The organism is Shigella sonnei (assembly GCF_002950395.1).
Taxonomy (GTDB): Bacteria; Pseudomonadota; Gammaproteobacteria; order Enterobacterales; family Enterobacteriaceae; genus ECMA0423.
In genome coordinates this window covers 291897-314865 of sequence record NZ_CP026802.1, presented here as the reverse complement: position 1 = coordinate 314865, position 22969 = coordinate 291897, and the positions used below count along the sequence as shown (strand labels likewise).

Annotated in this window: 17 protein-coding genes, 6 tRNA genes, 1 other RNA gene and 3 pseudogenes; 14 read left to right on the top strand and 13 right to left on the bottom strand. The window is 51.5% G+C overall.

What is annotated here, in order from left to right:
• Nucleotides 1-95 precede the first annotated feature (95 nt).
• From ypdA to C1P89_RS01730, 3 genes are read left to right on the top strand one after another with little or no spacing between them, the layout of a single operon-like run.
• The gene (gene ypdA, locus C1P89_RS01740) at nt 96-1793 is read left to right on the top strand and encodes a two-component system sensor histidine kinase YpdA (RefSeq protein ID WP_000544347.1); all 1698 of its coding nucleotides are present in this window, start codon (nt 96-98) and stop codon (nt 1791-1793) included.
• A gap of 14 nt (nt 1794-1807) precedes the next feature.
• On the top strand, nt 1808-2542 hold the full coding sequence (gene ypdB, locus C1P89_RS01735; RefSeq protein WP_001295458.1) for a two-component system response regulator YpdB: 735 nt from the start codon (nt 1808-1810) through the stop codon (nt 2540-2542).
• A 12-nt stretch (nt 2543-2554) separates the two neighbouring features.
• Complete coding sequence (locus C1P89_RS01730; protein WP_000646844.1) at nt 2555-3412, top strand: AraC family transcriptional regulator; 858 nt, start codon at nt 2555-2557, stop codon at nt 3410-3412.
• Between the two features lie 2 nt (nt 3413-3414).
• On the opposite strand, the pseudogene ptsP reads toward C1P89_RS01730, so the two are convergent.
• The 6 genes and pseudogenes from ptsP to glk all read right to left on the bottom strand — a co-directional run bounded on the left by ptsP (nt 3415) and on the right by glk (nt 10852).
• A pseudogene (gene ptsP / locus C1P89_RS01725) lies at nt 3415-5910 on the bottom strand (phosphoenolpyruvate--protein phosphotransferase).
• Between the two features lie 24 nt (nt 5911-5934).
• The gene (gene ypdE / locus C1P89_RS01720) at nt 5935-6972 is read right to left on the bottom strand and encodes an aminopeptidase (RefSeq protein WP_000366026.1); all 1038 of its coding nucleotides are present in this window, start codon (nt 6970-6972) and stop codon (nt 5935-5937) included.
• Nucleotides 6972-8057: pseudogene (gene ypdF, locus C1P89_RS01715) on the bottom strand (aminopeptidase). The gene ypdE and the pseudogene ypdF overlap by 1 nt, the downstream one beginning before the upstream one ends.
• A gap of 14 nt (nt 8058-8071) precedes the next feature.
• Nucleotides 8072-9319, bottom strand: coding sequence for a PTS fructose transporter subunit IIC (locus C1P89_RS01710; protein ID WP_000985316.1), 1248 nt, complete (start codon nt 9317-9319; stop codon nt 8072-8074).
• Between the two features lie 21 nt (nt 9320-9340).
• Nucleotides 9341-9667, bottom strand: a complete 327-nt coding sequence (locus tag C1P89_RS01705) for a PTS fructose transporter subunit IIB (protein WP_000038456.1) — start codon at nt 9665-9667, stop codon at nt 9341-9343.
• Between the two features lie 219 nt (nt 9668-9886).
• Entirely contained in the window at nt 9887-10852 is a 966-nt protein-coding gene (glk, locus tag C1P89_RS01700) for a glucokinase (protein ID WP_000170351.1), read from the bottom strand.
• Nucleotides 10853-11055: 203 nt separating this feature from the next.
• On the opposite strand from glk, the gene C1P89_RS01695 reads away from it, so the two are divergent.
• Both C1P89_RS01695 and ypeC read left to right on the top strand, forming a co-directional pair.
• Complete coding sequence (locus C1P89_RS01695; RefSeq protein WP_000903129.1) at nt 11056-12312, top strand: ion channel protein; 1257 nt, start codon at nt 11056-11058, stop codon at nt 12310-12312.
• A gap of 114 nt (nt 12313-12426) precedes the next feature.
• Complete coding sequence (gene ypeC / locus C1P89_RS01690; RefSeq protein WP_000490072.1) at nt 12427-12753, top strand: DUF2502 domain-containing protein YpeC; 327 nt, start codon at nt 12427-12429, stop codon at nt 12751-12753.
• A 140-nt stretch (nt 12754-12893) separates the two neighbouring features.
• Here ypeC and C1P89_RS01685 read toward each other — a convergent pair whose 3' ends face one another.
• Nucleotides 12894-14132, bottom strand: a complete 1239-nt coding sequence (locus tag C1P89_RS01685) for an Nramp family divalent metal transporter (RefSeq protein ID WP_000186369.1) — start codon at nt 14130-14132, stop codon at nt 12894-12896.
• The gene (locus C1P89_RS26380) at nt 14113-14169 is read right to left on the bottom strand and encodes a hypothetical protein (RefSeq protein WP_418134935.1); all 57 of its coding nucleotides are present in this window, start codon (nt 14167-14169) and stop codon (nt 14113-14115) included. Before C1P89_RS26380 ends, C1P89_RS01685 begins: the two co-directional genes overlap by 20 nt.
• Before the next feature lie 298 nt (nt 14170-14467).
• Here C1P89_RS26380 and nupC point away from each other — a divergent pair, with 298 nt between their 5' ends.
• A complete protein-coding gene (nupC, locus tag C1P89_RS01680) occupies nt 14468-15670 on the top strand; it encodes a nucleoside permease NupC (RefSeq protein ID WP_005143092.1) in 1203 nt (400 codons plus the stop codon).
• Nucleotides 15671-15719: 49 nt separating this feature from the next.
• On the opposite strand, the pseudogene C1P89_RS01675 reads toward nupC, so the two are convergent.
• From C1P89_RS01675 to C1P89_RS01665, 3 genes and pseudogenes are all read right to left on the bottom strand, one after another.
• Nucleotides 15720-17908 (bottom strand): annotated as a pseudogene (locus C1P89_RS01675) (bifunctional diguanylate cyclase/phosphodiesterase).
• Nucleotides 17909-18116: 208 nt separating this feature from the next.
• Nucleotides 18117-18192 (bottom strand) — tRNA-Ala (locus C1P89_RS01670).
• Between the two features lie 39 nt (nt 18193-18231).
• Nucleotides 18232-18307 (bottom strand) — tRNA-Ala (locus C1P89_RS01665).
• A 220-nt stretch (nt 18308-18527) separates the two neighbouring features.
• Between C1P89_RS01665 and C1P89_RS01660 the strand changes: the two genes are divergently transcribed.
• Both C1P89_RS01660 and C1P89_RS01655 read left to right on the top strand, forming a co-directional pair.
• On the top strand, nt 18528-18887 hold the full coding sequence (locus C1P89_RS01660; RefSeq protein WP_000472021.1) for a YfeC-like transcriptional regulator: 360 nt from the start codon (nt 18528-18530) through the stop codon (nt 18885-18887).
• A 1-nt stretch (nt 18888) separates the two neighbouring features.
• On the top strand, nt 18889-19281 hold the full coding sequence (locus C1P89_RS01655; RefSeq protein ID WP_000826505.1) for a MerR family transcriptional regulator: 393 nt from the start codon (nt 18889-18891) through the stop codon (nt 19279-19281).
• A 51-nt stretch (nt 19282-19332) separates the two neighbouring features.
• On the opposite strand, the gene gltX is transcribed toward C1P89_RS01655, so the two are convergent.
• Nucleotides 19333-20748: a glutamate--tRNA ligase gene (gene gltX / locus C1P89_RS01650; RefSeq protein WP_000695655.1), complete on the bottom strand. Its 1416-nt coding sequence runs from the start codon at nt 20746-20748 to the stop codon at nt 19333-19335.
• A 258-nt stretch (nt 20749-21006) separates the two neighbouring features.
• Between gltX and C1P89_RS01645 the strand changes: the two genes are divergently transcribed.
• From C1P89_RS01645 to C1P89_RS01620, 6 genes are all read left to right on the top strand, one after another.
• Nucleotides 21007-21082 (top strand) — tRNA-Val (locus tag C1P89_RS01645).
• A 44-nt stretch (nt 21083-21126) separates the two neighbouring features.
• Nucleotides 21127-21202: transfer RNA gene (locus C1P89_RS01640), tRNA-Val, on the top strand.
• A gap of 46 nt (nt 21203-21248) precedes the next feature.
• Nucleotides 21249-21324: transfer RNA gene (locus tag C1P89_RS01635), tRNA-Val, on the top strand.
• A gap of 4 nt (nt 21325-21328) precedes the next feature.
• Nucleotides 21329-21404 (top strand) — tRNA-Lys (locus C1P89_RS01630).
• A gap of 30 nt (nt 21405-21434) precedes the next feature.
• A non-coding RNA gene (locus C1P89_RS01625) (RtT sRNA) lies at nt 21435-21560 on the top strand.
• Nucleotides 21561-21679: 119 nt separating this feature from the next.
• Nucleotides 21680-22021 (top strand): FlxA-like family protein, encoded by a 342-nt coding sequence (locus C1P89_RS01620; RefSeq protein ID WP_000201406.1) that lies wholly within the window; start codon nt 21680-21682, stop codon nt 22019-22021.
• Here the strand turns inward: C1P89_RS01620 and C1P89_RS01615 are convergent.
• Nucleotides 22012-22938, bottom strand: a complete 927-nt coding sequence (locus tag C1P89_RS01615; RefSeq protein WP_001109787.1) for a LysR family transcriptional regulator — start codon at nt 22936-22938, stop codon at nt 22012-22014. The two genes, C1P89_RS01620 and C1P89_RS01615, sit on opposite strands and share 10 nt — an antisense overlap.
• Nucleotides 22939-22969 lie beyond the last annotated feature (31 nt).

Genomic DNA, 22969 nt, shown 5'->3' with positions numbered 1-22969 from the left:
CTTTTAAATTTATGGTTTTTCCTCAAAAACGGCCTGCTGGTCATCAGCCTTCAGGTTACCTATCATAGAGGTTTAATCCTTATTCAGAGTCACCCGTGCACGAAATATTCAACATGCTGCTGGCGGTCTTCGATCGGGCAGCGTTAATGCTTATCTGCCTGTTCTTTCTCATCCGTATCCGCCTGTTTCGCGAACTGTTGCACAAGTCGGCGCACTCCCCAAAAGAATTGCTCGCCGTTACCGCCATTTTCTCGCTGTTCGCCCTGTTCAGCACCTGGTCCGGCGTTCCCGTAGAAGGCTCGCTGGTGAACGTACGTATTATCGCGGTGATGTCCGACGGGATTCTGTTTGGCCCGTGGGTAGGCATCATTACCGGCGTGATTGCGGGTATTCACCGGTATTTAATTGATATCGGCGGCGTGACGGCGATCCCCTGCTTTATCACCAGCATTCTGGCGGGTTGTATATCAGGCTGGATAAACCTGAAAATCCCCAAAGCACAGCGCTGGCGCGTCGGTATTCTCGGCGGCATGTTGTGTGAGACGTTGACCATGATTCTGGTAATTGTCTGGGCACCAACTACCGCGTTGGGGATCGATATCGTCTCTAAAATCGGCATTCCAATGATCCTCGGTAGCGTCTGTATCGGCTTTATTGTGCTTCTGGTGCAAAGCGTTGAGGGCGAAAAAGAGGCCAGCGCCGCGCGGCAGGCCAAGCTGGCGCTGGATATCGCCAACAAAACGCTACCGCTGTTTCGCCATGTCAATAGCGAGTCATTACGCAAGGTCTGCGAAATTATCCGCGATGACATTCACGCCGATGCGGTGGCGATTACTAATACCGATCATGTGCTGGCCTATGTTGGCGTGGGTGAACATAACTATCAGAATGGCGATGACTTCATTAGCCCGACTACCCGTCAGGCGATGAATTACGGAAAAATCATCATTAAAAACAATGATGAAGCCCACCGCACACCAGAGATTCATTCCATGCTGGTGATCCCATTGTGGGAGAAAGGGGTCGTGACCGGAACGCTGAAAATTTACTACTGCCACGCGCATCAGATCACCTCGTCATTACAGGAAATGGCGGTCGGTCTGTCGCAAATCATCTCCACGCAACTGGAGGTTTCACGCGCCGAGCAGCTACGTGAAATGGCAAATAAGGCAGAGCTTCGCGCCCTGCAAAGCAAAATTAATCCCCATTTTCTGTTTAACGCTCTGAACGCTATTTCATCGTCAATCCGTCTGAATCCGGATACCGCTCGCCAGTTGATCTTTAATCTGTCGCGTTATCTGCGCTATAACATTGAATTAAAAGACGATGAGCAAATCGATATCAAAAAAGAGCTGTATCAAATTAAAGACTATATTGCCATTGAGCAGGCCCGCTTTGGTGACAAGCTGACGGTTATCTATGATATTGATGAAGAGGTGAATTGCTGCATTCCCAGCCTGCTGATCCAGCCGTTGGTGGAGAACGCCATTGTCCACGGTATTCAGCCTTGCAAAGGTAAAGGCGTTGTCACCATCAGCGTTGCAGAGTGCGGAAATCGGGTACGCATTGCGGTGCGAGATACCGGGCACGGCATCGATCCAAAGGTGATTGAGCGGGTCGAAGCGAATGAAATGCCGGGCAATAAAATTGGCCTGCTGAATGTCCATCATCGCGTGAAGTTATTGTATGGCGAGGGGCTGCATATCCGCCGCCTGGAGCCGGGGACGGAAATTGCGTTTTACATTCCTAACCAACGCACCCCAGTCGCCTCACAGGCTACGTTATTGCTTTGAGCCGGAGTGATATTGTGAAAGTCATCATTGTTGAAGACGAATTCCTGGCACAACAGGAACTGAGCTGGCTAATTAAAGAGCACAGCCAGATGGAGATTGTCGGCACCTTTGACGACGGTCTGGACGTGTTGAAGTTTTTGCAGCATAACCGCGTCGACGCCATTTTTCTGGATATCAATATTCCGTCGCTGGATGGCGTGTTGCTGGCGCAAAACATCAGCCAGTTCGCCCATAAACCGTTTATTGTGTTCATCACCGCGTGGAAAGAACATGCGGTAGAAGCGTTTGAACTGGAGGCGTTTGACTACATTCTCAAACCGTATCAGGAGTCACGTATTACCGGGATGCTGCAAAAACTGGAAGCGGCCTGGCAACAACAGCAGACCAGCAGTACGCCTGCCGCGACGGTAACGCGTGAGAATGACACCATTAATCTGGTGAAAGATGAGCGAATAATCGTCACGCCAATTAACGATATCTATTACGCCGAAGCGCACGAGAAAATGACCTTTGTCTATACGCGGCGTGAATCCTACGTAATGCCGATGAACATTACCGAATTTTGCAGCAAACTGCCGCCGTCGCATTTTTTCCGCTGCCATCGCTCATTTTGTGTCAATCTGAACAAAATACGCGAAATCGAACCGTGGTTTAATAACACCTACATTCTGCGACTGAAAGATCTGGATTTTGAAGTGCCGGTCAGCCGCAGCAAAGTGAAAGAATTTCGCCAGTTAATGCATCTTTAATCGGGAACTTTCATGAAAGCACCAGGCTTGCCCGCCGATCAACAATTTTTCGCCGATCTGTTCAGCGGCCTGGTGCTTAACCCGCAACTACTGGGGCGCGTCTGGTTTGCCAGCCAGCCTGCCTCGTTACCGGTGGGCAGTTTATGTATTGATTTTCCCCGTCTGGATATCGTGCTGCGCGGCGAATACGGCAACCTGCTGGAAGCAAAGCAGCAGCGAATGGTGGAAGGAGAAATGCTGTTTATTCCGGCACGCGCGGCTAATTTACCGATCAACAACAAACCGGTGATGCTGTTAAGCCTGGTGTTCGCACCGACCTGGCTTGGGTTATCGTTTTACGATAGCCGCACCACGTCGTTGTTGCATCCTGCTCGCCAGATCCAGCTTCCCAGCCTGCAACGCGGTGAAGGTGAAGCGATGCTTACCGCCCTCACCCATCTTAGCCGTTCGCCGCTGGAGCAGAATATCATTCAGCCACTGGTGTTAAGTTTGCTGCATCTTTGCCGCAACGTGGTGAATATGCCGCCGGGTAATTCGCAACCGCGCGGCGATTTTCTCTATCACAGCATTTGTAACTGGGTTCAGGATAATTATGCCCAGCCGCTCACCCGCGAGAGCGTGGCGCAGTTTTTTAATATCACGCCCAATCATCTGTCAAAACTGTTTGCTCAGCATGGAACGATGCGTTTTATCGAGTATGTGCGTTGGGTGCGAATGGCGAAGGCGAGGATGATTTTGCAGAAATATCATCTGTCAATTCATGAAGTGGCACAGCGTTGCGGTTTTCCGGATAGCGACTATTTTTGTCGCGTTTTCCGGCGTCAGTTTGGTCTGACGCCGGGAGAGTACAGCGCCCGTTTTCAGGGCTAACGTCAGAAGGTTAATTCTGTTTCCAGCAGCGTCAGGATACTTTGTGCATCTTGCGCGGCAAACAACGACTGGCGGAAGTTTTTATTCACCAGTTTACGCGCCAGCTGCGAGAAGACTTTCACATGATTCATCCCTTCGTTAGCACCCAGCGTCAGCATGATCACCAGTTCAACTTCGCCCATTTCTGACTGCCAGTCAACCGGTTTCGCCAGCCGGGCAATGCTGATACTGGAATGACGGATCCACTGAGATTTGGTGTGCGGGATCGCTACGCCAAAACCAACGCCGGTGGTAACAATCTCTTCCCGCTGCCAGACATCTTCTTCCAGCTCAAACGGATGTTCAGTGCGCCCGTTAACGCCGAGGTTGCCGCACAGGAACTGGATCGCCTGCTCTTTATTGCTAAAATCCTGATCAACAAAGATATTCTCCAGCGCCAGCAGTGGGCGAACGTCTTCTTCCGGCGTAAAGGCGGTGAGTAACGCTTCAATTTCCTGCGCACTGCGGCATTCACATGCCTGACGCGCCAGTTCCCGACACGCCTCGCTATCCAGTTGACGAAGCTGGCTTTTCACCGCCGGAATACGCGGGCTACTCATACTCAGCTCATCCAGGCCCAGCCCAAGCAGTAGCGGCAGATAACGGCTTTCACCGCCCAGTTCACCGCAAATGCCTACCCATTTGCCCCGCTGATGCGCAGTGGTAACTATTTGCTGCAACATGCGCAGGAACGATGGCGTAATCGGGTTATATAGCGGCGATACGCGCGGGTTATTACGATCGACCGCATACAGATACTGGGTCATATCGTTGGAGCCGATACTGAAGAAATCGACCTCATCGGAGAAGTGGTCGATGATGTAGCACACCGACGGCACTTCCACCATGATCCCAAGCGTAATCGTCTCTGCATGACGCAGGCCATCGCGCTTAAGCTCAACGATCGCTTTTTGGATCTCGCCTTTCACCCATAAGATCTGATCGAGGCTGTGAACCATCGGGATCATCAACTGGGCGTTGCCGAAACTGGCGGCGCGCAAAATGGCCCGCAGTTGAGTGCGGAACAGGCCAGCAAATTCCGGGTAAATACGTACCGCGCGATAGCCGAGGAACGGGTTCTCTTCCTGGGGAATATTCAGATAAGGAATGCTTTTATCGCCGCCGATGTCCATCGTGCGGAAGATAATCGGCTTGTCGCCCGCCGCCAGTAGCACCTGCTGGTAGGCTTCAAATTGCTCCTGCTCGTCCGGCGCGCTGTCGCGATCCATATAGAGCATTTCGGTACGGAACAGCCCGACACCTTCCGCGCCGTTGGCAAACGCGCCTGGCGCTTCCAGAGCGGTGCCGATATTCGCCGCAATATCAATACGCTTGTTATCACGGGAATAGGCCAGCTGCGCGGCAGCCTGCGCCTGTTGTTTTTGGCGTTTATCCGCCAGCGTCTGCGCGACCTGATAATAACCGCTCACCGCGTCATTCGGGTTAATCGCCAGCACGCCGCACTGGGCGTCAAGCACTGCAGGTTGCCCGGCATAACGGGCAATCGCATCCAGCGGCAAGCCACTCAGTACCGGGATCGCCGAGGCACGGGCCAGAATCAGTGTATGCGAGGTGCGCCCGGTTTTCTCCAGAATCATGCCCGCAAGATTTTTCAAATCAAGGCTCAAAAACTGGCTTGGGGTTAAATCTTCAGCCACCAGAATGGTCGGTTTTTCCAGCACCAGATTGTTGCGCGGCTTCAGTTCCGGCTAGGTGATATGCAGCAACTGTTCGCTGATATCGCGAATGTCGCTGACCCGCTCGCGCAGATAATCGCTGGCAGAAGCAGATAGTTTGGCGCAAACCTGCTCCATATTGCTGATGATCGCCGCCCCCAGTCCCTGATGCTGTTCTGTCATCAGGCGACGGATATTGCCTGCAAATTCATCATCCTGAATCAGCGACAAATGAGCGCTGAGGATAGTTTTGCTTTCGCCGTCACGCTCACGCAATTGCTGGTTCAGTTGCTCGGCAAGCGTTGCCAGGCTGTGCTCCAGCCGGGTGGAATCTTGCGCACTGGCGGGGATTGCCCGATAACTGTCGAGGCTGTCGCTTTGTAACAGGGTCAGCGTACCCACGCCGACGCCGCTTGCCAGCACATTGCCGTACAGTAAATCCGGGTTAAGGCGGCTTAATGAACGCGGCAGCGGATGCGCCGTCAGTTCTGCCTGCGTCGGCTGAACGCTGTCGCTGTCGATAAAGCGCACCAGGATGTACTCTTCCAGCACGCGCCGCGCCTGCTCTTCATCGCTGCCGCTAATGTTCAGGCTGCAACTGTCATTAAATAAGGTGCCAGTTCCAATCAACGCCAGCGAGCTTTTAGCATCGGCCTTTGCGTTCTGGCGATGGTTGATAAAGGTGATTTCGCTTTGCCACTGGCTGCACTGTTCTTTAAGTTCCCACGCCGGACGAGCATGTAGACCGTTAGGCAAAGGACAGAGAAATTGAATCGTTAACATAACCGCTCCGGGTTAATCAGGAGATCATCTGAAATCCGTCAGTTGAACAACCGTCTCACGCGTAAGACGTTGAATAAGGGCAGATAAAAGTTGCTCCATCTGCAAAATGTCGCGGCAATCGGCAATCGATGCCGCGCAATGTCCGTGGCGGGTGGCAGGCCCCATTACCACTGTGGGTACGCCAGTATCGGTTAAGTGCACCGCTCCACCGTCCGTGCCGCCGTTACTGAACATATCCGCCTGCAACGGAACGCCAATTTCTGCCGACACGGTTTCAATCCACGCGGTAAGTTTTGGCGGCGCAATCAGCGATTTATCGCTTAACACCAGCATCGGCCCGTTACCAATCTGACGATGGTTAGCCGCGCCATAATCAAAGTTTTTCGCCCAGCAGGCGGTATCAAGCACAATGGCGACGTCCGGCGACACCGCGCGGGTAGCAGTTTGCCCGCCGCGTAATCCCACCTCTTCGCTGGAACTTGCCACCAGCCACACTTCCGCAGGCAGTTCGGCGTCGTGCAGCTCACGTAGTAACGTCACCAGCAGATAGCAACCGAGGCGGTCATCAAAGGCTTTCCCCATCACCCGCTGGTGAGGGAGAACCTGAAAAGTTGTATCAAAGGTGACGCGATCGCCTGGACGAATTCCCGCCTGCATCACTTCGTCATACGAGCGCGCACCAATGTCCACGCGCATGGCGCTGACGTCATTCCCCTGCCGGTCGCCGTCAAGCAGGCCTGGAATTTTGCACTCTTCACGGGTGGTGATGCGCACCGGCTGCAGCTGGCGGGCAGCCATGCGCACGTTGCCAACCGGCAGCACATCAATTGCCCCTTCGCGGGAGATGCTGCGCACCATAAATCCCACTTCGTCCATATGCGCACAGATCATCACCTTCGGACCTGTCGATTCATTGAGGCGGATCAGCACCGATCCCAGACCATCAAATCGTACTTCTTTTTGCAGGCGATCCGCTTCTTCCAGTAGGATCTGCCGCACTTCCTGTTCCGAGGAGGCGATCGCATCTGCCTCGCTCAACGCTTTTAATAGCGATAAATCCATTATGCCTCTCCCGTGAGCAACACTGTTTTCGGCATGGCGTAGAGCACTTCTGCGCCTTGCGGGGTAACCAGCACAACATCTTCGATGCGCACGCCCCCTTGCCCTGGCAAATAAATCCCCGGCTCCACGGTCAGTAACATGCCTGGCTGTAGCGTCGTGGTATCCCGCGGTGAAAAGCGTGGATCTTCGTGTACTTCAATACCGATAGCATGACCGGTGTTGTGACCAAAATAGTCGCCAAATCCTGCCTCGGTAATCACCCGGCGCGCGGCGTCGTCAACCTGTTAGCAGCGTACGCCAGGGCGAATCGCGGAGATTGCCGCCAGCTGTGCTTGCAGGACAATCTGATAGACGTTAAACAGCGGGTGAGATTCGGCAATTACCCCTTCGCCATTCACCAGCAAGGTGCGCGTCATATCAGAGCAGTACCCCTGATAGAGCGCACCAAAATCAAGAGTGACAAACTCGCCTGCTGCAACAATCTTGTCGCTGGCTTTGCCGTGCGGCAGCGCCCCACGCCAGCCGCTGGCGACAATGGTGTCAAAAGAGGCTTTTTCTGCGCCCTGCTGGCGCATAAACCACTCCAGTTCAGCGGCTATCTCGCGCTCGCTCATCCCCGCCTGAATAAAGCGGCGAATATGCTCCGCTCCGCGATCGGCAATCCCACAGGCGAGGCGGATTATCTCCACCTCCTCTGGCGTTTTGATTTGCCGCAGCACATCCGGCGTGGCGCTAACCAGTTTCGCATTGAGTTCAGACTTCCAGCGGTGCGCGGTTTCCCAACTCACCTGCTGGCCTTCAAAACCGAGCGTTTGCAACTGCTCATCGGCAATGATTTGATTGACGATAGTGGTAAGCGTGTTCGTCGCGTCAAGCAAATGCAGCTGGTAGCCTTGCGCACGGGCTTCCACCTCAACGAAATAGCGCGAATCTACCAGAATGTGCGCACTTTCACGGCTAATAACCACATAGCCTGATCCGGTGGAGATCCCCAGATGCGGCTGTTTGTTCTGCCGTGAGGAGAGAAGCACTGCATCCAGTTGTTGCGCCTTAAGCCAGTCGCGCAGCGAAGCGAGTAATGTCATCTGGATTTTCCTTCTTACAGGCTATCGATTAACAATTTACCTTTACGGAACATCATCAGACGCAGGAACACCACCATCAGCGCAGTTATGACTGCCCCCAGCGCGATCCCCGCCATATAGACGCCCAGGTTAGTGACCAGCGGCCATGCCCAAATAGCGGATTCCGGGAACCATTGCACTGCGCCCAGCCAGACAGCGGCGGTTGAGCCGACAATCGCGCCGACCATATACGACGGAATGGCGGTGATGGGGCTTTCCAGCGCAAACGGAATCGCACCCTCACTAATCCCCATAAAGGCAAGGAACATCGCGGTCTTACCCTGCGGATAAAGTTGAGCGTTGAACAGGCGTTTGCCGGTTAAACGACGGTCGATAATGGTCGCCAGACCCAGACCTATCGGCGGAATAACGATAGCGATAGAACGTGCAGTGACCGGTAATACGTGGTCAGTGGTAAAGCTGAAGGCAACAAAACCTGCGGCTTTGTTGATCGGGCCACCAAGGTCGATTGCGGTCGCCGCGGCGATCCCCATTGCGTACATCAGCGCGCCCTTCTCACCTGCGGCAGTCAGCACGGTACGGATACCGCCGTTGATCCAGCCGCCAAAGGGGGTAATGACGTAGTACATCGCCAGCATGACAAAAATGGCGGAAAGAATCGGTAGCAAAAATGTGGTTTTGAACGCTAACAGGAAATCCGGTAACTGGATTTTCTGGTTCATCCACTTCACAAGGTAACCCGCGACGATAGAAATAATCAGCGCACCAATGAAGGTGGACGGCACCGGCGAAGAGGTCGCCCATTGCATAGTGCTGGGATCGAAGTTCAGCAGTTGCGTCGGCTGGGTAGACATCAAGCCGCCGATAAAACCAGCCGGGAACGCCAGTTTGCCACCGATAGAGTTCGCCACAAAAGCAGCAAACATCGGAATGGCAAAACCAAACAACACGCCGCCGAAGGACTGCGACAGCCAGGCAAATTTCAGTAAGGAGAGGTCGAAACCGGAGAATTTCCCGCTATTAAGAGCATCCATGATGCCGATCTCAGCAGGAATTTTAAGCCAGCTATAAGCAATCAGCTGGCTGAAAGCGAGGATCACACCGCCCATAATTAAGGTCGGCACCATGCGTGAAATCCCTAACATCACATGCTGCGGGAGTTCACCCCAGAAGCTGCTTTTAGAGGCCTGCGGATTCTTAACTGCCGCTGCCGCACCGGATGCGCCAGGCACAACGGTTGCACTGCGTTTTTTAATGGCCATAACAATTATCCCTGTCGAATATTACTGTTGTTCAGAGGCAATCATCTCTTCGATTTCTTTGATGATGCCCGCAGCGTTTTTAATTGCGTCCTGCAAAGTGATTTCATAAACGTCGCGTGATTCGAAACGCTCATTATCTTCCGGGGTAACTGCCACGGAGTGGATGATGATGGTTGCTTCGGCGATATCCTGCGCCGTCAGGCGATTCTGGATACCGTCCGCGCCCTGGGTTTCAATTTTCACTTCATAACCTGCTTCTACCGCCGCTTCTTCCAGCGCCTGAGCGGCCATAAAGGTGTGAGCCAGGCCCATTGGGCAGGCACATAAGGCAATTAGTTTCTTACTCATCGTTAATTCCTCGTTCAGTGATAGTTGACGAGTGAAATTATGAACGTGCAAAACAAATCGCCGTTACCAGACAAATAATGCATTTACTGGAGAATTAATCCCGCTGTACGGAAGTGTGACGCAGGTCGGCCTTGTGAGGGGGACACAAAGAAAAATTGAATTAACTGTATGATTTAAAAGATTATCGGGAGAGTTACCTCCCGATATAACAGAAAGGATTTACAGAATGTGCCCTAAGGTCTGGCGTAAATGTGCACCGGAACCGAGAAGACCCGGATTGTCATGGACGATGAGATACACCGGAATATCATGGACATATTCTTTAAAGCGCCCTTTATCTTCAAATGCGGCACGGAAACCAGAGGCTTTGAAGAACTCAAGGAAGCGCGGCACGATACCGCCAGCAATATAAACCCCACCAAAGGTTCCCAGCGTTAATGCCAGATTGCCGCCAAAACGGCCCATAATGACGCAAAACAGCGACAACGCACGGCGGCAATCGGTGCAGCTGTCAGCCAGCGCGCGTTCGGTAATATCTTTTGGCTTGAGATTTTCTGGCAGGCGGTTGTCGGCTTTAACAATTGCGCGATACAAATTCACCAGCCCAGGACCAGAAAGCACGCGTTCCGCCGAAACATGACCAATTTCCGCACGCAATATTTCGAGGATAATGGCCTCTTCTTCACTATTCGGCGCAAAATCAACGTGACCGCCTTCGCCCGGCAAGCTTACCCAACGCTTATCGACATGGACCAGATGCGCAACCCCAAGCCCTGTTCCGGCACCGTAAACCGCAATAGGTTTACCTTCGACCGGTTCTGCGCCACCAAACTGAATCAGATGCTCTTTTTTCAGCATCGGGATCGCCATCGATACAGCGGTAAAATCGTTAATAATTTCCAGATGGCTAAAACCGAGATTCTTTTTCATTTCGGCAATTGAGAACGCCCAGGTATGGTTGGTCATTGCCACCCAGTCACCGGTAATTGGGCAAGCGATGGCAATACAGCCGTCTTTCACCTCGACCTTATGTTCTTCAAGATAAACGCGAATGACCGCTTCGAGGCTGGGGTAATCAAGCCCTGAATAGGTCTTAGCCTGCGAGATTTCACCACTGGCAATATCACACAGAGCAAGACGTGCGTTGGTGCCGCCCACATCACCGACTAATGCATACTTTGTCATTCTTCAACTGCTCCGCTAAAGTCAAAATAATTCTTTCTCACACTGTAAATACCTGGGGGCATAACAACAACGCCGGAAAGGCAGGCTCCCTGTAAATATCGATCTGGGTCACACATTTACTTTATCGTTTCAGCACCAATTGCAGCGATGCCTTTTTGCAAGCTGGGCAAACTAAGTATCTGACCCCGCATAAGGAATAGAACATGCTCCATCCGCGAGCCAGAACCATGTTGTTATTATCGCTCCCCGCCGTGGCAATTGGGATTGCGTCCAGTCTTATTCTGATTGTGGTGATGAAAATCGCCTCGGTATTACAGAATTTGCTCTGGCAACGACTGCCGGGAACTCTGGGGATAGCCCAGGATTCACCTATCTGGATCATCGGTGTATTAACGCTAACGGGTATTGCGGTGGGGTTGGTTATCCGTTTCAGCCAGGGTCATGCCGGACCAGACCCCGCCTGTGAACCGCTGATCGGCGCACCAGTTCCGCCCTCTGCGCTACCAGGACTTATCGTAGCATTAATTCTCGGTCTTGCTGGCGGCGTCAGCCTGGGGCCGGAACATCCGATCATGACCGTCAATATCGCCCTTGCCGTCGCCATTGGCGCTCGTCTGTTACCGCGCGTCAACCGAATGGAGTGGACTATTTTAGCCTCTGCCGGAACCATCGGCGCGCTGTTTGGTACACCTGTTGCGGCGGCGTTGATATTTTCGCAAACCTTAAATGGCAGTAGTGAAGTTCCGCTATGGGATCGTCTTTTTGCGCCGTTAATGGCGGCAGCAGCTGGTGCACTTACTACCGGATTATTTTTCCATCCCCATTTTTCACTGCCCATTGCGCATTACGGACAGATGGAAATGACCGATATTCTCAGCGGTGCAATTGTCGCGGCGATTGCCATCGCAGCAGGGATGGTCGCCGTATGGTGCTTACCACGGTTGCACGCGATGATGAATCAAATGAAAAATCCGGTGCTCGTGCTGGGTATTGGCGGATTTATTCTCGGAATTCTGGGGGTTATTGGTGGACCAGTTTCGCTGTTTAAAGGGCTGGATGAGATGCAGCAGATGGTGGCAAATCAGGCTTTCAGCACCAGCGATTACTTTTTGCTGGCGGTAATTAAACTTGCCGCCCTGGTCGTTGCTGCCGCCAGTGGCTTTCGCGGTGGGCGAATCTTCCCGGCAGTGTTTGTCGGCGTGGCATTAGGGTTGATGCTGCATGAGCACGTTCCCGCCGTTCCAGCGGCAATAACCGTTTCCTGCGCTATTCTCGGCATCGTGCTGGTGGTAACACGCGATGGCTGGTTAAGTCTTTTTATGGCGGCAGTCGTTGTACCCAATACCACATTGCTACCGCTGCTCTGTATCGTCATGCTTCCGGCATGGCTGTTATTAGCAGGTAAGCCGATGATGATGGTCAATCGTCCGAAGCAACAGCCACCCCACGATAATGTTTAGCAAAAAATGCTCTCCTTTATGATTTAAGAGTTATGGCGATGATACGGGGCTTTACCTCCCCGTAATATTGCGTTAACAGGCCGCTGACGGCTTCGATCGTGAAGGAGAATAACAATGTTCAGGTCACTGTTTCTGGCGGCCGCCCTGATGGCATTTACCCCGCTTGCAGCAAATGCAGGTGAAATCACCCTACTGCCATCGATCAAATTACAAATTGGCGATCGCGATCATTACGGTAATTACTGGGACGGTGGTCACTGGCGAGATCGTGATTACTGGCATCGCAATTATGAATGGCGCAAAAACCGCTGGTGGCGTCATGATAATGGCTATCATCGTGGCTGGGATAAGCGTAAAGCATATGAGCGTGGCTATCGTGAAGGCTGGCGCGATCGTGACGATCATCGCGGAAAAGGCCGCGGACATGGGCACCGCCATTAAACGCGTCCTCCAATGGAGCACAATGCCTGATGCGACGCTAGCGCGTCTTATCAGGCCTACAAACCGGCTCTTTAACGCGTAGGGCGGATAAGGCGTTTACGCCGCATCCGCCAATAGTGCCAGATGCGACGCTCATTCAACTACAATCCCAGCGCCGTCCCCACCAACAACCAGATATTCAGCGCCACGACCAGCACTACAATCACCCAGCCTGTCTGTTTTACGCGTTTGCTGTTCACCAGATCGCCCATCAACTTGCTGTCACTGGTGAAAATCAGCAGTGGAACCAGCGCCAGGGCGATACCAAAACTTAACAGCACCTGACTCATAACCAGAATCCGTGTCGGATCTAATCCCATCAGAATGACAATAAATGACGGCAACATGGTGACTGTACGACGCACCCACAGCGGGATATGGAAGCGAATGAATCCCTGCATCACCACCTGCCCCGCCAGTGTCCCCACCACCGTTGAGGACAGTCCGGCAGCAACCAGACTTAACCCAAAGACCGTTGCCGCAGCATGGCTTAACAGCGGTTGCAGCGTCAGATAAGCCTCATCAAGATCGGCAACACCAGTATGACCAGAAAAGTGGAACGCCGCCGCAGCTGTAGCCATCATCGCCAGATTGACAAAACCGGCAATCGTCATGGCGATAGCCACATCCCATTTGGTGGCGGAATAACGTTGTTGACGCGAACCGCCATGTAAATGCTGAGTGAGCGAAGAGTGCAAATAAATCACATGCGGCATAATCGTCGCCCCTAACACGCCTGCTGCCAGGAAGACCGCCTCCGAAGTAGGTAAACTCGGGATCACCATTCCTTTACCCAGCTGCGCCAGGTTAGGCTGGGAGAAAATCAACTCGACAATGTAAGCCGCGGCAACAAACAACAGTAACCCGCCAATCACTTTCTCCAGTGGTTTTTGCCCGCGACGTTGCAGCATTAAAATCAGGAAAGTCGCGATCCCCGTCAGCACCGCGCCCTGCAACAACGAGACACCAAGAATGAGTTTAAAACCGATCGCCGCACCAATAAATTCCGCCAGGTCGGTTGCCATCGCAATAATTTCTGCCTGAACCCAATAGAACCACACTACGGGACGCGGATAGTGATCACGAATCTGCTCCGCCAGATTTTTTCCGGTGGCAATCCCTAGTTTGGCAGAGAGGATCTGAATCAGCATCGCCATCAGGTTGGCCCAAACGACAACCCACAGTAGCTGATAGCCGAAGCTGGCACCCGCCTGAATATTGGTCGCAAAGTTACCGGGATCGATATAACCAATCGCCGCAATGAACGCAGGTCCCATTAATGCGAGCCTCATCTTGCGCGCCGCCCGTCCGCTGCTACTCTCAACGCGATAGTTCGTCATCTTGTGCCTCTAAAACATAGCCTTTGCTATGTTTCATGCTATGATAAACGAGAATGATTATCAAATTCATTTAAATGGATTGTGGTGATTTCTCTGATAGACCAGGATTATGACTACGAAAAGATTGATGACTTGAATGTTATGGTTATGTTTAATGTTAGCACATTTACATAACTTTCAGCTTCCATACACAACATAGCAGAAATGTATGACAGATCACTATTTTTGAAGCCTGTCACAGGACGTCATTATAGTGTGTGTCAGATCTCGTTTTCCTTAACCATGTTACATAGAATGTGCACGGAAATTTAACCTGCCTCATATTTGGAGCAAATATGGACCGCGTCCTTCATTTTGTACTGGCACTTGCCGTTGTTGCGATTCTCGCACTGCTGGTAAGCAGCGACCGCAAAAAAATTCGTATCCGTTATGTTATTCAACTGCTTGTTATCGAAGTGTTACTGGCGTGGTTCTTCCTGAACTCCGACGTTGGTTTAGGCTTCGTGAAAGGCTTCTCCGAAATGTTCGAAAAACTGCTCAGATTTGCCAACGAAGGGACTAACTTCGTCTTTGGTAGCATGAATGATCAAGGCCTGGCATTCTTCTTCCTGAAAGTGCTGTGCCCAATCGTCTTTATCTCTGCACTGATCGGTATTCTCCAGCACATTCGCGTGTTGCCGGTGATTATCCGCGCAATTGGTTTCCTGCTCTCCAAAGTCAACGGTATGGGCAAACTGGAATCCTTTAACGCCGTCAGCTCCCTGATTCTGGGTCAGTCTGAAAACTTTATTGCCTATAAAGATATCCTCGGCAAAATCTCCCGTAATCGTATGTACACCATGGCTGCCACGGCAATGTCCACCGTGTCGATGTCCATCGTTGGTGCATACATGACCATGCTGGAACCGAAATACGTCGTTGCTGCGCTGGTACTGAACATGTTCAGCACCTTTATCGTGCTGTCGCTGATCAATCCTTACCGTGTTGATGCCAGTGAAGAAAACATCCAGATGTCCAACCTGCACGAAGGTCAGAGCTTCTTCGAAATGCTGGGTGAATACATTCTGGCAGGTTTCAAAGTTGCCATTATCGTTGCCGCGATGCTGATCGGCTTTATCGCCCTGATCGCCGCGCTGAACGCACTGTTTGCCACCGTTACTGGCTGGTTTGGCTACAGCATCTCCTTCCAGGGCATCCTGGGCTACATCTTCTATCCGATTGCATGGGTGATGGGTGTTCCTTCCAGTGAAGCACTGCAAGTGGGCAGTATCATGGCGACCAAACTGGTTTCCAACGAGTTCGTTGCGATGATGGATCTGCAGAAAATTGCTTCCACGCTCTCTCCGCGTGCTGAAGGCATCATCTCTGTGTTCCTGGTTTCCTTCGCTAACTTCTCTTCAATCGGGATTATCGCAGGTGCAGTTAAAGGCCTGAATGAAGAGCAAGGTAACGTGGTTTCTCGCTTCGGTCTGAAACTGGTTTACGGCTCTACCCTGGTGAGTGTGCTGTCTGCGTCAATCGCAGCACTGGTGCTGTAAAACCATACATAAAAAAGCCGGGGATCATTCCCCGGCTTTTTTACGCCTGTTAATCAGCTAATGGCTGCGGGCGACCAATCAAATACCCTTGCAGATATTGCACCCCGAGCTTATGCAATAGCGCCTGCTGCTGTTGCGTCTCGACAAACTCCGCGACCACACTCAATGACTTCGCTTTCGCCAGATCGGTAATTGATCTCACAATCATCGCATCCAGCGTATTCGTGACAATATCTTTCACAAAGACGCCATCAATTTTGATGATATCAGCCTGCAAACGCTTTAACCGTTCGTAGTTGGCATATCCGGTGCCAAAGTCATCAATCGCAATCCGGAAACCAAACTTATGCAGCTGCTCGATGTTGTACATGCTGCTTTCTGCGTTAGAAAACGCCTGCTCCTCGGTGATCTCAAGAATGACCGCCTGCGGGGAGATGTGATAACGCTTAAACAGACGAATAATCCGCCCGGCAATATTCTTTTGCAGCAGCGTGAGCGGCATTAAATTGACTGAAAAGCGCGGTCCTTTTTTGTCGCAAGGGTGTGTTGCCAGCCACTTCAACAAGGATTCCAGCACTTGCAAATCAAAACGCGCGCTAAGGTTAAACTGAGCAATAAGGGGCAGAAACTTATCCGGGGTCATAATGCCGCCGTCATATTTCAGTCGCGCGAGGATCTCATCATAACCTTCACCCTCTTTGTTGCGAATTGGCTGGGCGTAGAGCAGCAAATCACCCTGATCTAACGCCGTGCGAATGGTATTCAGCAATAGCACCTGTTTAGTGGTCTGCCCGGAAACCATCTCCTCTCTGCTATCCAGCGCCAGCACATGATGATGTGCGCAGGATTGCTCCGCCAGCCAGCTTAACTGCCCCAACAAGGGTTGCAGGGTTTCCTGATTTCCATCAAAACGCCCCCAGGCAGCACCATAGCCCATATCCAGCCCGGTATTGTTCCAGTGAATTTGCCGACTATTCAGGATGTTAACCATATGCTGGAGTCGCCCTTCCGTTTCCGGCCCGCTCAGCACTAACAGCAGTTCACTACCCGGCAATTGATATAACTTTTCGTTTTCCTGCATCAACGGCAGCAGCGTACGGTAAATTGATCGGATACAGTGAACGCGCATCATTAAGCCGTAATGACGACTCATAAACTCAAGATTATCAATGCGCAGGCAGCAAAACTCTTGCCCGCCTCTTGCTCCGGCGCTTGTTCCAACGCACGGAAGTTGGGCAGGAGCGTTAACGGATCGGTCAGCGCCTGCAAATGCCAGCGGCGATTAAGCCATTCACTGCGATGATAAATGCGCACCATATAGAGCAGGCAAACGCTAAAGGAAATCAGCACCGCAAGAATAAATGCCAGCGAATATTCGGTTTCCACCCCTTGCAAAAAGTTCTGGTTGTAATTCAGAAGGCAAAGCGTTGAAACAGCCCAGGTGAGATTTAAAAACGGATAGCGAAGCTTACCGACCCCGAGGGTAAAGATGATGAAGAAAACGGGTACCAGGTAACCGGCAATAAAGTCGTTTTCATAAGGTGTGCACAACAGAAGTAGAAGCACGCTTAACGCTGCCAGCCAGCTTAAGGTAAATGCGCGTTTCTCTTTGCCCAACGACGGCGCGATATCCCTGCGCCACAATATCTGCGCAAAGTGGGGACTTACAATCATGCGAGTGAGATAGTAGAAAAGCATGTTGTAAATAAGCACAGCGGTGAAAAGGCTTAGCAAATCAACGACCGTGAAAATGGCATCCGCATCGCCGAAAAAGGTGGATATCTTTAGCGGGAAATCAAAGAAGCTCCCCACAAGATACATGCTGCATTTGATGCCGATCGGCGTCACCAAACCAAGCCAGAACAGACGTTGCCAGACATATCGGCTGGTCAATCCATAACGCCAACGCGTCCCCAGCTGCCAGCGTAATATTGCGCAGGCACACAACACGACAAACGTCTGGCTACCGAGCATGACCGCAGTCTGTAAAAAAGAGAGATGAAAGTTCCACAGATTGGTGCAAAACATCCCGCATAAAACGGGAACGACACCGCGCCAGCCAAAGATAAACAAGATTGACAGCATTACGCACAGTGGCATCCACGCCAGAAAGATATAACTGGAATGGATAATGGCAAGTGGCGAAATAAAACGGGATAGCTGAATAAGTACCACGGTGAGCGTAAACGCTAGTGTGAATATCTTGATATTTTTTATCAGGTTATGCTCCACAAACATGAGTACACTACTCTCACTGATCGGGGTTTTCAGGCACACAAATAATAAGTTTATTCGCATCGCGAAGCAAACAGGGGGCCAGCCTGTTGCCGATTTTTCATCCAATGATGCTTTCACCAGGCGGCACTAACCCGGACGTAGACTGTATTACAAAAGCGGCAAAAAGCAGAGACAAAAAACCCCCGCTTTGCAGCGAGGGTTGGAAATTTGGTGGAGCTAAGCGGGATCGAACCGCTGACCTCTTGCATGCCATGCAAGCGCTCTCCCAGCTGAGCTATAGCCCCACGATGCGTTTACGTACCAAATTTGCTGGGTGCAAAATTTGGTGGAGCTAAGCGGGATCGAACCGCTGACCTCTTGCATGCCATGCAAGCGCTCTCCCAGCTGAGCTATAGCCCCGTCACGTAAAGCTTGTCGAGTTGACGGGCGGCATCATATGAATTCCGCCCGAATGTGTCAACGGCAAATTGCAACGTGTAGTTTCAATCGCTGAAAAATCAGGCAAATGAACAATTTTGGAAAACCGCTCGCATTCAGTAGTTATTCATGTCACGGTTTCCTGTAAAGTGGTGTTATAAAATGAACTACTAATAGACCCACATACATTCAGGGAATTGTTATGTTCAAGGAGAGGATGACACCAGATGAACTTGCCAGACTGACCGGCTATAGCCGCCAGACCATTAATAAATGGGTACGCAAGGAGGGCTGGACAACGTCACCAAAACCTGGCGTCCAGGGTGGCAAAGCCCGACTGGTTCACGTCAATGAACAGGTTCGTGAATATATTCGCAATGCTGAACGTCCAGAAGGTCAGGGAGAAGCGCCTGCCCTTTCTGGTGATGCGCCGCTTGAAGTATTGCTGGTGACACTGGCGAAAGAGATGACGCCAGTTGAACAAAAACAGTTTACATCCTTGCTTCTGCGGGAAGGGATTATCGGATTGTTACAACGCTTAGGGATTCGCGATAGCAAATAATATGAAAAGATTACGCAATAAAATGACCACCGAAGAACTGGCTGAATGCCTCGGTGTGGCTAAACAAACTGTTAACCGTTGGATCAGAGAAAAAGGCTGGAAAACGGAAAAATTTCCCGGCGTGAAAGGCGGTCGTGCCAGACTTATTCTGGTCGATACGCAAGTTTGCGAGTTTATTCAGAACACGCCAGCCTTCCATAACACACCAATGTTGATGGAAGCTGAAGAGAGAATTGCTGAATACGCTCCTGGAGCACGCGCCCCGGCGTATCGACAAATCATCAACGCGATAGATAATATGACAGACATTGAGCAGGGAAAAGTCGCGCAATTTTTGTCACGTGAAGGAATTCGCAATTTCCTCGCCCGTCTCGATATTGACGAATCAGCATAAATAAAAAACGGCAGGATATTATCTCCTGCCGTTTATCTTTTTACACGCTAATTACTGCTGATTTTCGCGTTCAGCAATAAAATCCAGCGCTTTGTTGATACGCTCGATACTGCGGGTCTTACCAATTGCGTGAACGGTAACATCCAGTGCTGGAGACTGCCCCGCCCCGGTTACGGCGACACGCAGCGGCATACCAACTTTACCCATACCCACTTCCAGCTCATCCGCCGTCGCCTGAATAGCGTGATGAACGTTTTCAGCGGTCCAGTCAGTAATCGCGGCCAGTTTGTCACGAACCACTTCCAGCGGCTGACGCGCTACCGGACGCAGATGTTTTTTCGCCGCATCGGCATCGAACTCAGCAAAATCTTCGTAGAAATAACGGCAGCTCTGTGCCATCTCTTTCAGCGTCTTGCAGCGTTCGCCCAGCAGTTTCACCAGATCAGCCAGCTGCGGGCCGTTACGGGTATCGATATTTTCCTGCTCAATGTGCCACTGTAAGTGAGTAGCAACATACTCCGGCGGCAGCGCGTTAATGTAGTGATGGTTCAGCCACAGCAGCTTGTCGGTGTTGAACGCACTGGCAGATTTGCTGACGGCATTCAAAGTGAAGTATTTGATCATCTCTTCACGAGTGAAGATTTCCTGATCGCCGTGGGACCAGCCCAGACGCACCAGATAGTTCAGCAGTGCTTCTGGCAAATAACCGTCATCACGATACTGCATTACGCTGACTGCCCCGTGACGTTTGGACAGTTTTTTACCGTCATCGCCATTGATCATAGAAACGTGCGCGTAAACCGGCACCGGCGCTTTCAGGGCCTTAAGAATGTTGATCTGGCGCGGCGTGTTGTTGATATGGTCTTCGCCACGGATAACGTGGGTGATTTCCATATCCCAGTCATCGACAACCACACAGAAGTTATAGGTTGGGGAACCATCGGTACGGCGGATAATAAGATCGTCCAGTTCCTGGTTGCTGAACTCGATCGGACCACGGATCTGATCGTCAAAAACAACAGAACCTTCCTGCGGGTTAGCAAAACGTACAACACACGGTTCATCATCAGCATGATGCTCATGGCTGTGGCGGCAGCGACCGTCATAACGCGGCTTCTCACCTTTCGCCATTTGCTCTTCGCGCAGCGCTTCCAGGCGCTCTTTAGAGCAATAGCATTTATAAGCAGTGCCCTCTTCCAGCATCTGATCGATCACCGCGTTGTAGCGATCAAAACGTTTGGTCTGGTAGTACGGACCTTCATCCCACTCCAGGCTCAGCCAGTTCATGCCATCCATAATGGCTTCGATAGCTTCCGGCGTGGAACGCTCAAGATCGGTGTCTTCAATACGCAGCACGAACTCACCGCCGTGGTTACGTGCAAAAAGCCAGGAGTAAAGAGCAGTACGCGCGCCGCCAACGTGCAGATAGCCTGTTGGGCTTGGCGCGAAGCGAGTTTTGATTTTCATGAAATGGCCTTACGTTTAGAAAGATGCCGACAACCGGCAAATCCTGGAAAAATTGAGTGGGCGATATTCTATCACTCCCGCCTGATTCCTCAATGTAGTTCGGGTTTCTACCTTACGCATTATTGTTTTCGTTGACAAATTGCGCAACACGGTCTGTTTTGCGATCATCTTGCTTAAATTTACGACGAACGAACAATTTCTTTAGAAAATGCGTTGACTCATTTTGAACTCTCCCTATAATGCGGCTCCACACAGCGGGGGTGATTAGCTCAGCTGGGAGAGCACCTCCCTTACAAGGAGGGGGTCGGCGGTTCGATCCCGTCATCACCCACCAACTACTTTATGTAGTCTCCGCCGTGTAGCAAGAAATTGAGAAGTGGGTGATTAGCTCAGCTGGGAGAGCACCTCCCTTACAAGGAGGGGGTCGGCGGTTCGATCCCGTCATCACCCACCAATTTCTCGCCAGCTAAATTTCTTGTAAAAATGTGAAGTACCGAAGTGGGTGATTAGCTCAGCTGGGAGAGCACCTCCCTTACAAGGAGGGGGTCGGCGGTTCGATCCCGTCATCACCCACCACTTCGGGTCGTTAGCTCAGTTGGTAGAGCAGTTGACTTTTAATCAATTGGTCGCAGGTTCGAATCCTGCACGACCCACCAATGTAAAAAAGCGCCCTAAAGGCGCTTTTTTGCTATCTGCGATACTCAAAGATTCGAACCTGCAGCAGGTTTGAGTTGAGCGCAGCGAAACAACGGAGCCGCTCGCGGCGACGGCCCGAAGGGCGAGCGAAGCGAGTCATCCTGCACGACCCACCAATGTAAAAAAGCGCCCTAAAGGCGCTTTTTTGCTATCTGCGATTTGTAAGATTGATTTTTCTTCTCAAGTTCCTTGTTCTTCTGCCGATATTACCTCGTACAGTGACGAGGACTGAACAATGGCCACTATCTCTTCAACTTCAATTCCTTCCATACAAACACAGAGTAGTAACAGGGCATCACAAGGTAGCGATGTTGCTTCAAAAATCGCGCGGATAAGTCAGCAAATCATCAAACTCACTCAACAAATTAAAGAGATTGTAGACACTAGCGGCAGTGCTGAAGACAAACAAAAACAGGCCGAATTGATTCAACAGCAAATCACCCTACTGGAAACACAACTGGCGCAGTTGCAGAGACAGCAGGCAGAAAAGGCGCAGGAGAAAGAGCAGCGTTTGTCTCTGAATGTATCCCTTCTAAATCCTGTTGAAAATACGACTCATATCGATATCTATATCTGATACAACGGAGCCCCTTCCCAACCAGCCATTAGCGCATTGCCCTGGTCTCGTACCACGTCCCATAACGCTTCAGCGGCGGTGGAAAGTGAACGGTTCTTCCTGCGCACCAGCATCAACTGGCGTTCAACAACCGGCGTAATGCGCTTTACCACCAGTGGGCTACCTTCAGGCAATGGTAGCGCCAGTGCGGGAAGAATACTGATGCCGATGCCTGCGGCTACCATCGGGAACAGCGTCGCCGGATGTCCAATCTCCTGCACAATATTCGCCTGAATACCATTGCGCGCCAGCGCTGCGTCAATCAGCGGTCGGCTGCCTGACGCGTAATCCTGCAACACCAATTTCGCTCCCTGTAATGCCTGCCAGGGTACATAATCTTCCACGGCCAAAGCGCTATCGCGATGGCAAAGCAGAAAGAAAGGCTCGGAAAGAATCGCTTCACATTGCAGATCGCCCACTGGGCCTGGATCGATGACGATGCAAAAATCGACATCTCCCTGGCGAATACTTTCCATCACCCACTGCTGCGGACGATCGTGCAGGACAAACTGAATATCTGGATAGCGGCGATGGCTTTCAGCAATGCATTGCGGAATAAGATGCGCGGAAATGGTCTGGCTGGCAGCGACCCGAACTTTTCCGCTCAGTTGTTGCCCCATACGCCCGGTATCGCGCAACGTGCTGTTAAGTTCATCCAGCAGTCGCTCAAGACGCAAAGCCAACTGCTGCCCTGCATCTGTAAGCACCACTTCACGCGTGGTTCTGTCCAGCAGGCGAACACCAGTATGATTTTCCAGCTCCTTCACACTGTGACTTACTGCCGACTGGCTCAAGCCGATACGCTCTCCTGCACGACTAAAACTTTTCTCCTGCGCTACTGTGACGAAAACCTTTAATTGTTTTAAAGAATAATTCATCTGTTTTCTTCATGAATGGATGCAATAAATC

Coding starts and splice junctions, on each gene's coding strand:
- C1P89_RS01655 (WP_000826505.1), top strand. CDS start 18,889: ATGAAAAGATTACGCAATAAAATGACCACCGAAGAACTGGCTGAATGC.
- ypeC (WP_000490072.1), top strand. CDS start 12,427: ATGTTCAGGTCACTGTTTCTGGCGGCCGCCCTGATGGCATTTACCCCG.
- ypdE (WP_000366026.1), bottom strand. CDS start 6,972: ATGGATTTATCGCTATTAAAAGCGTTGAGCGAGGCAGATGCGATCGCC.
- C1P89_RS01685 (WP_000186369.1), bottom strand. CDS start 14,132: ATGACGAACTATCGCGTTGAGAGTAGCAGCGGACGGGCGGCGCGCAAG.
- C1P89_RS01615 (WP_001109787.1), bottom strand. CDS start 22,938: ATGAATTATTCTTTAAAACAATTAAAGGTTTTCGTCACAGTAGCGCAG.
- C1P89_RS01730 (WP_000646844.1), top strand. CDS start 2,555: ATGAAAGCACCAGGCTTGCCCGCCGATCAACAATTTTTCGCCGATCTG.
- C1P89_RS01705 (WP_000038456.1), bottom strand. CDS start 9,667: ATGAGTAAGAAACTAATTGCCTTATGTGCCTGCCCAATGGGCCTGGCT.
- glk (WP_000170351.1), bottom strand. CDS start 10,852: ATGACAAAGTATGCATTAGTCGGTGATGTGGGCGGCACCAACGCACGT.
- gltX (WP_000695655.1), bottom strand. CDS start 20,748: ATGAAAATCAAAACTCGCTTCGCGCCAAGCCCAACAGGCTATCTGCAC.
- C1P89_RS01620 (WP_000201406.1), top strand. CDS start 21,680: ATGGCCACTATCTCTTCAACTTCAATTCCTTCCATACAAACACAGAGT.
- C1P89_RS01695 (WP_000903129.1), top strand. CDS start 11,056: ATGCTCCATCCGCGAGCCAGAACCATGTTGTTATTATCGCTCCCCGCC.
- C1P89_RS01660 (WP_000472021.1), top strand. CDS start 18,528: ATGTTCAAGGAGAGGATGACACCAGATGAACTTGCCAGACTGACCGGC.
- nupC (WP_005143092.1), top strand. CDS start 14,468: ATGGACCGCGTCCTTCATTTTGTACTGGCACTTGCCGTTGTTGCGATT.
- C1P89_RS01710 (WP_000985316.1), bottom strand. CDS start 9,319: ATGGCCATTAAAAAACGCAGTGCAACCGTTGTGCCTGGCGCATCCGGT.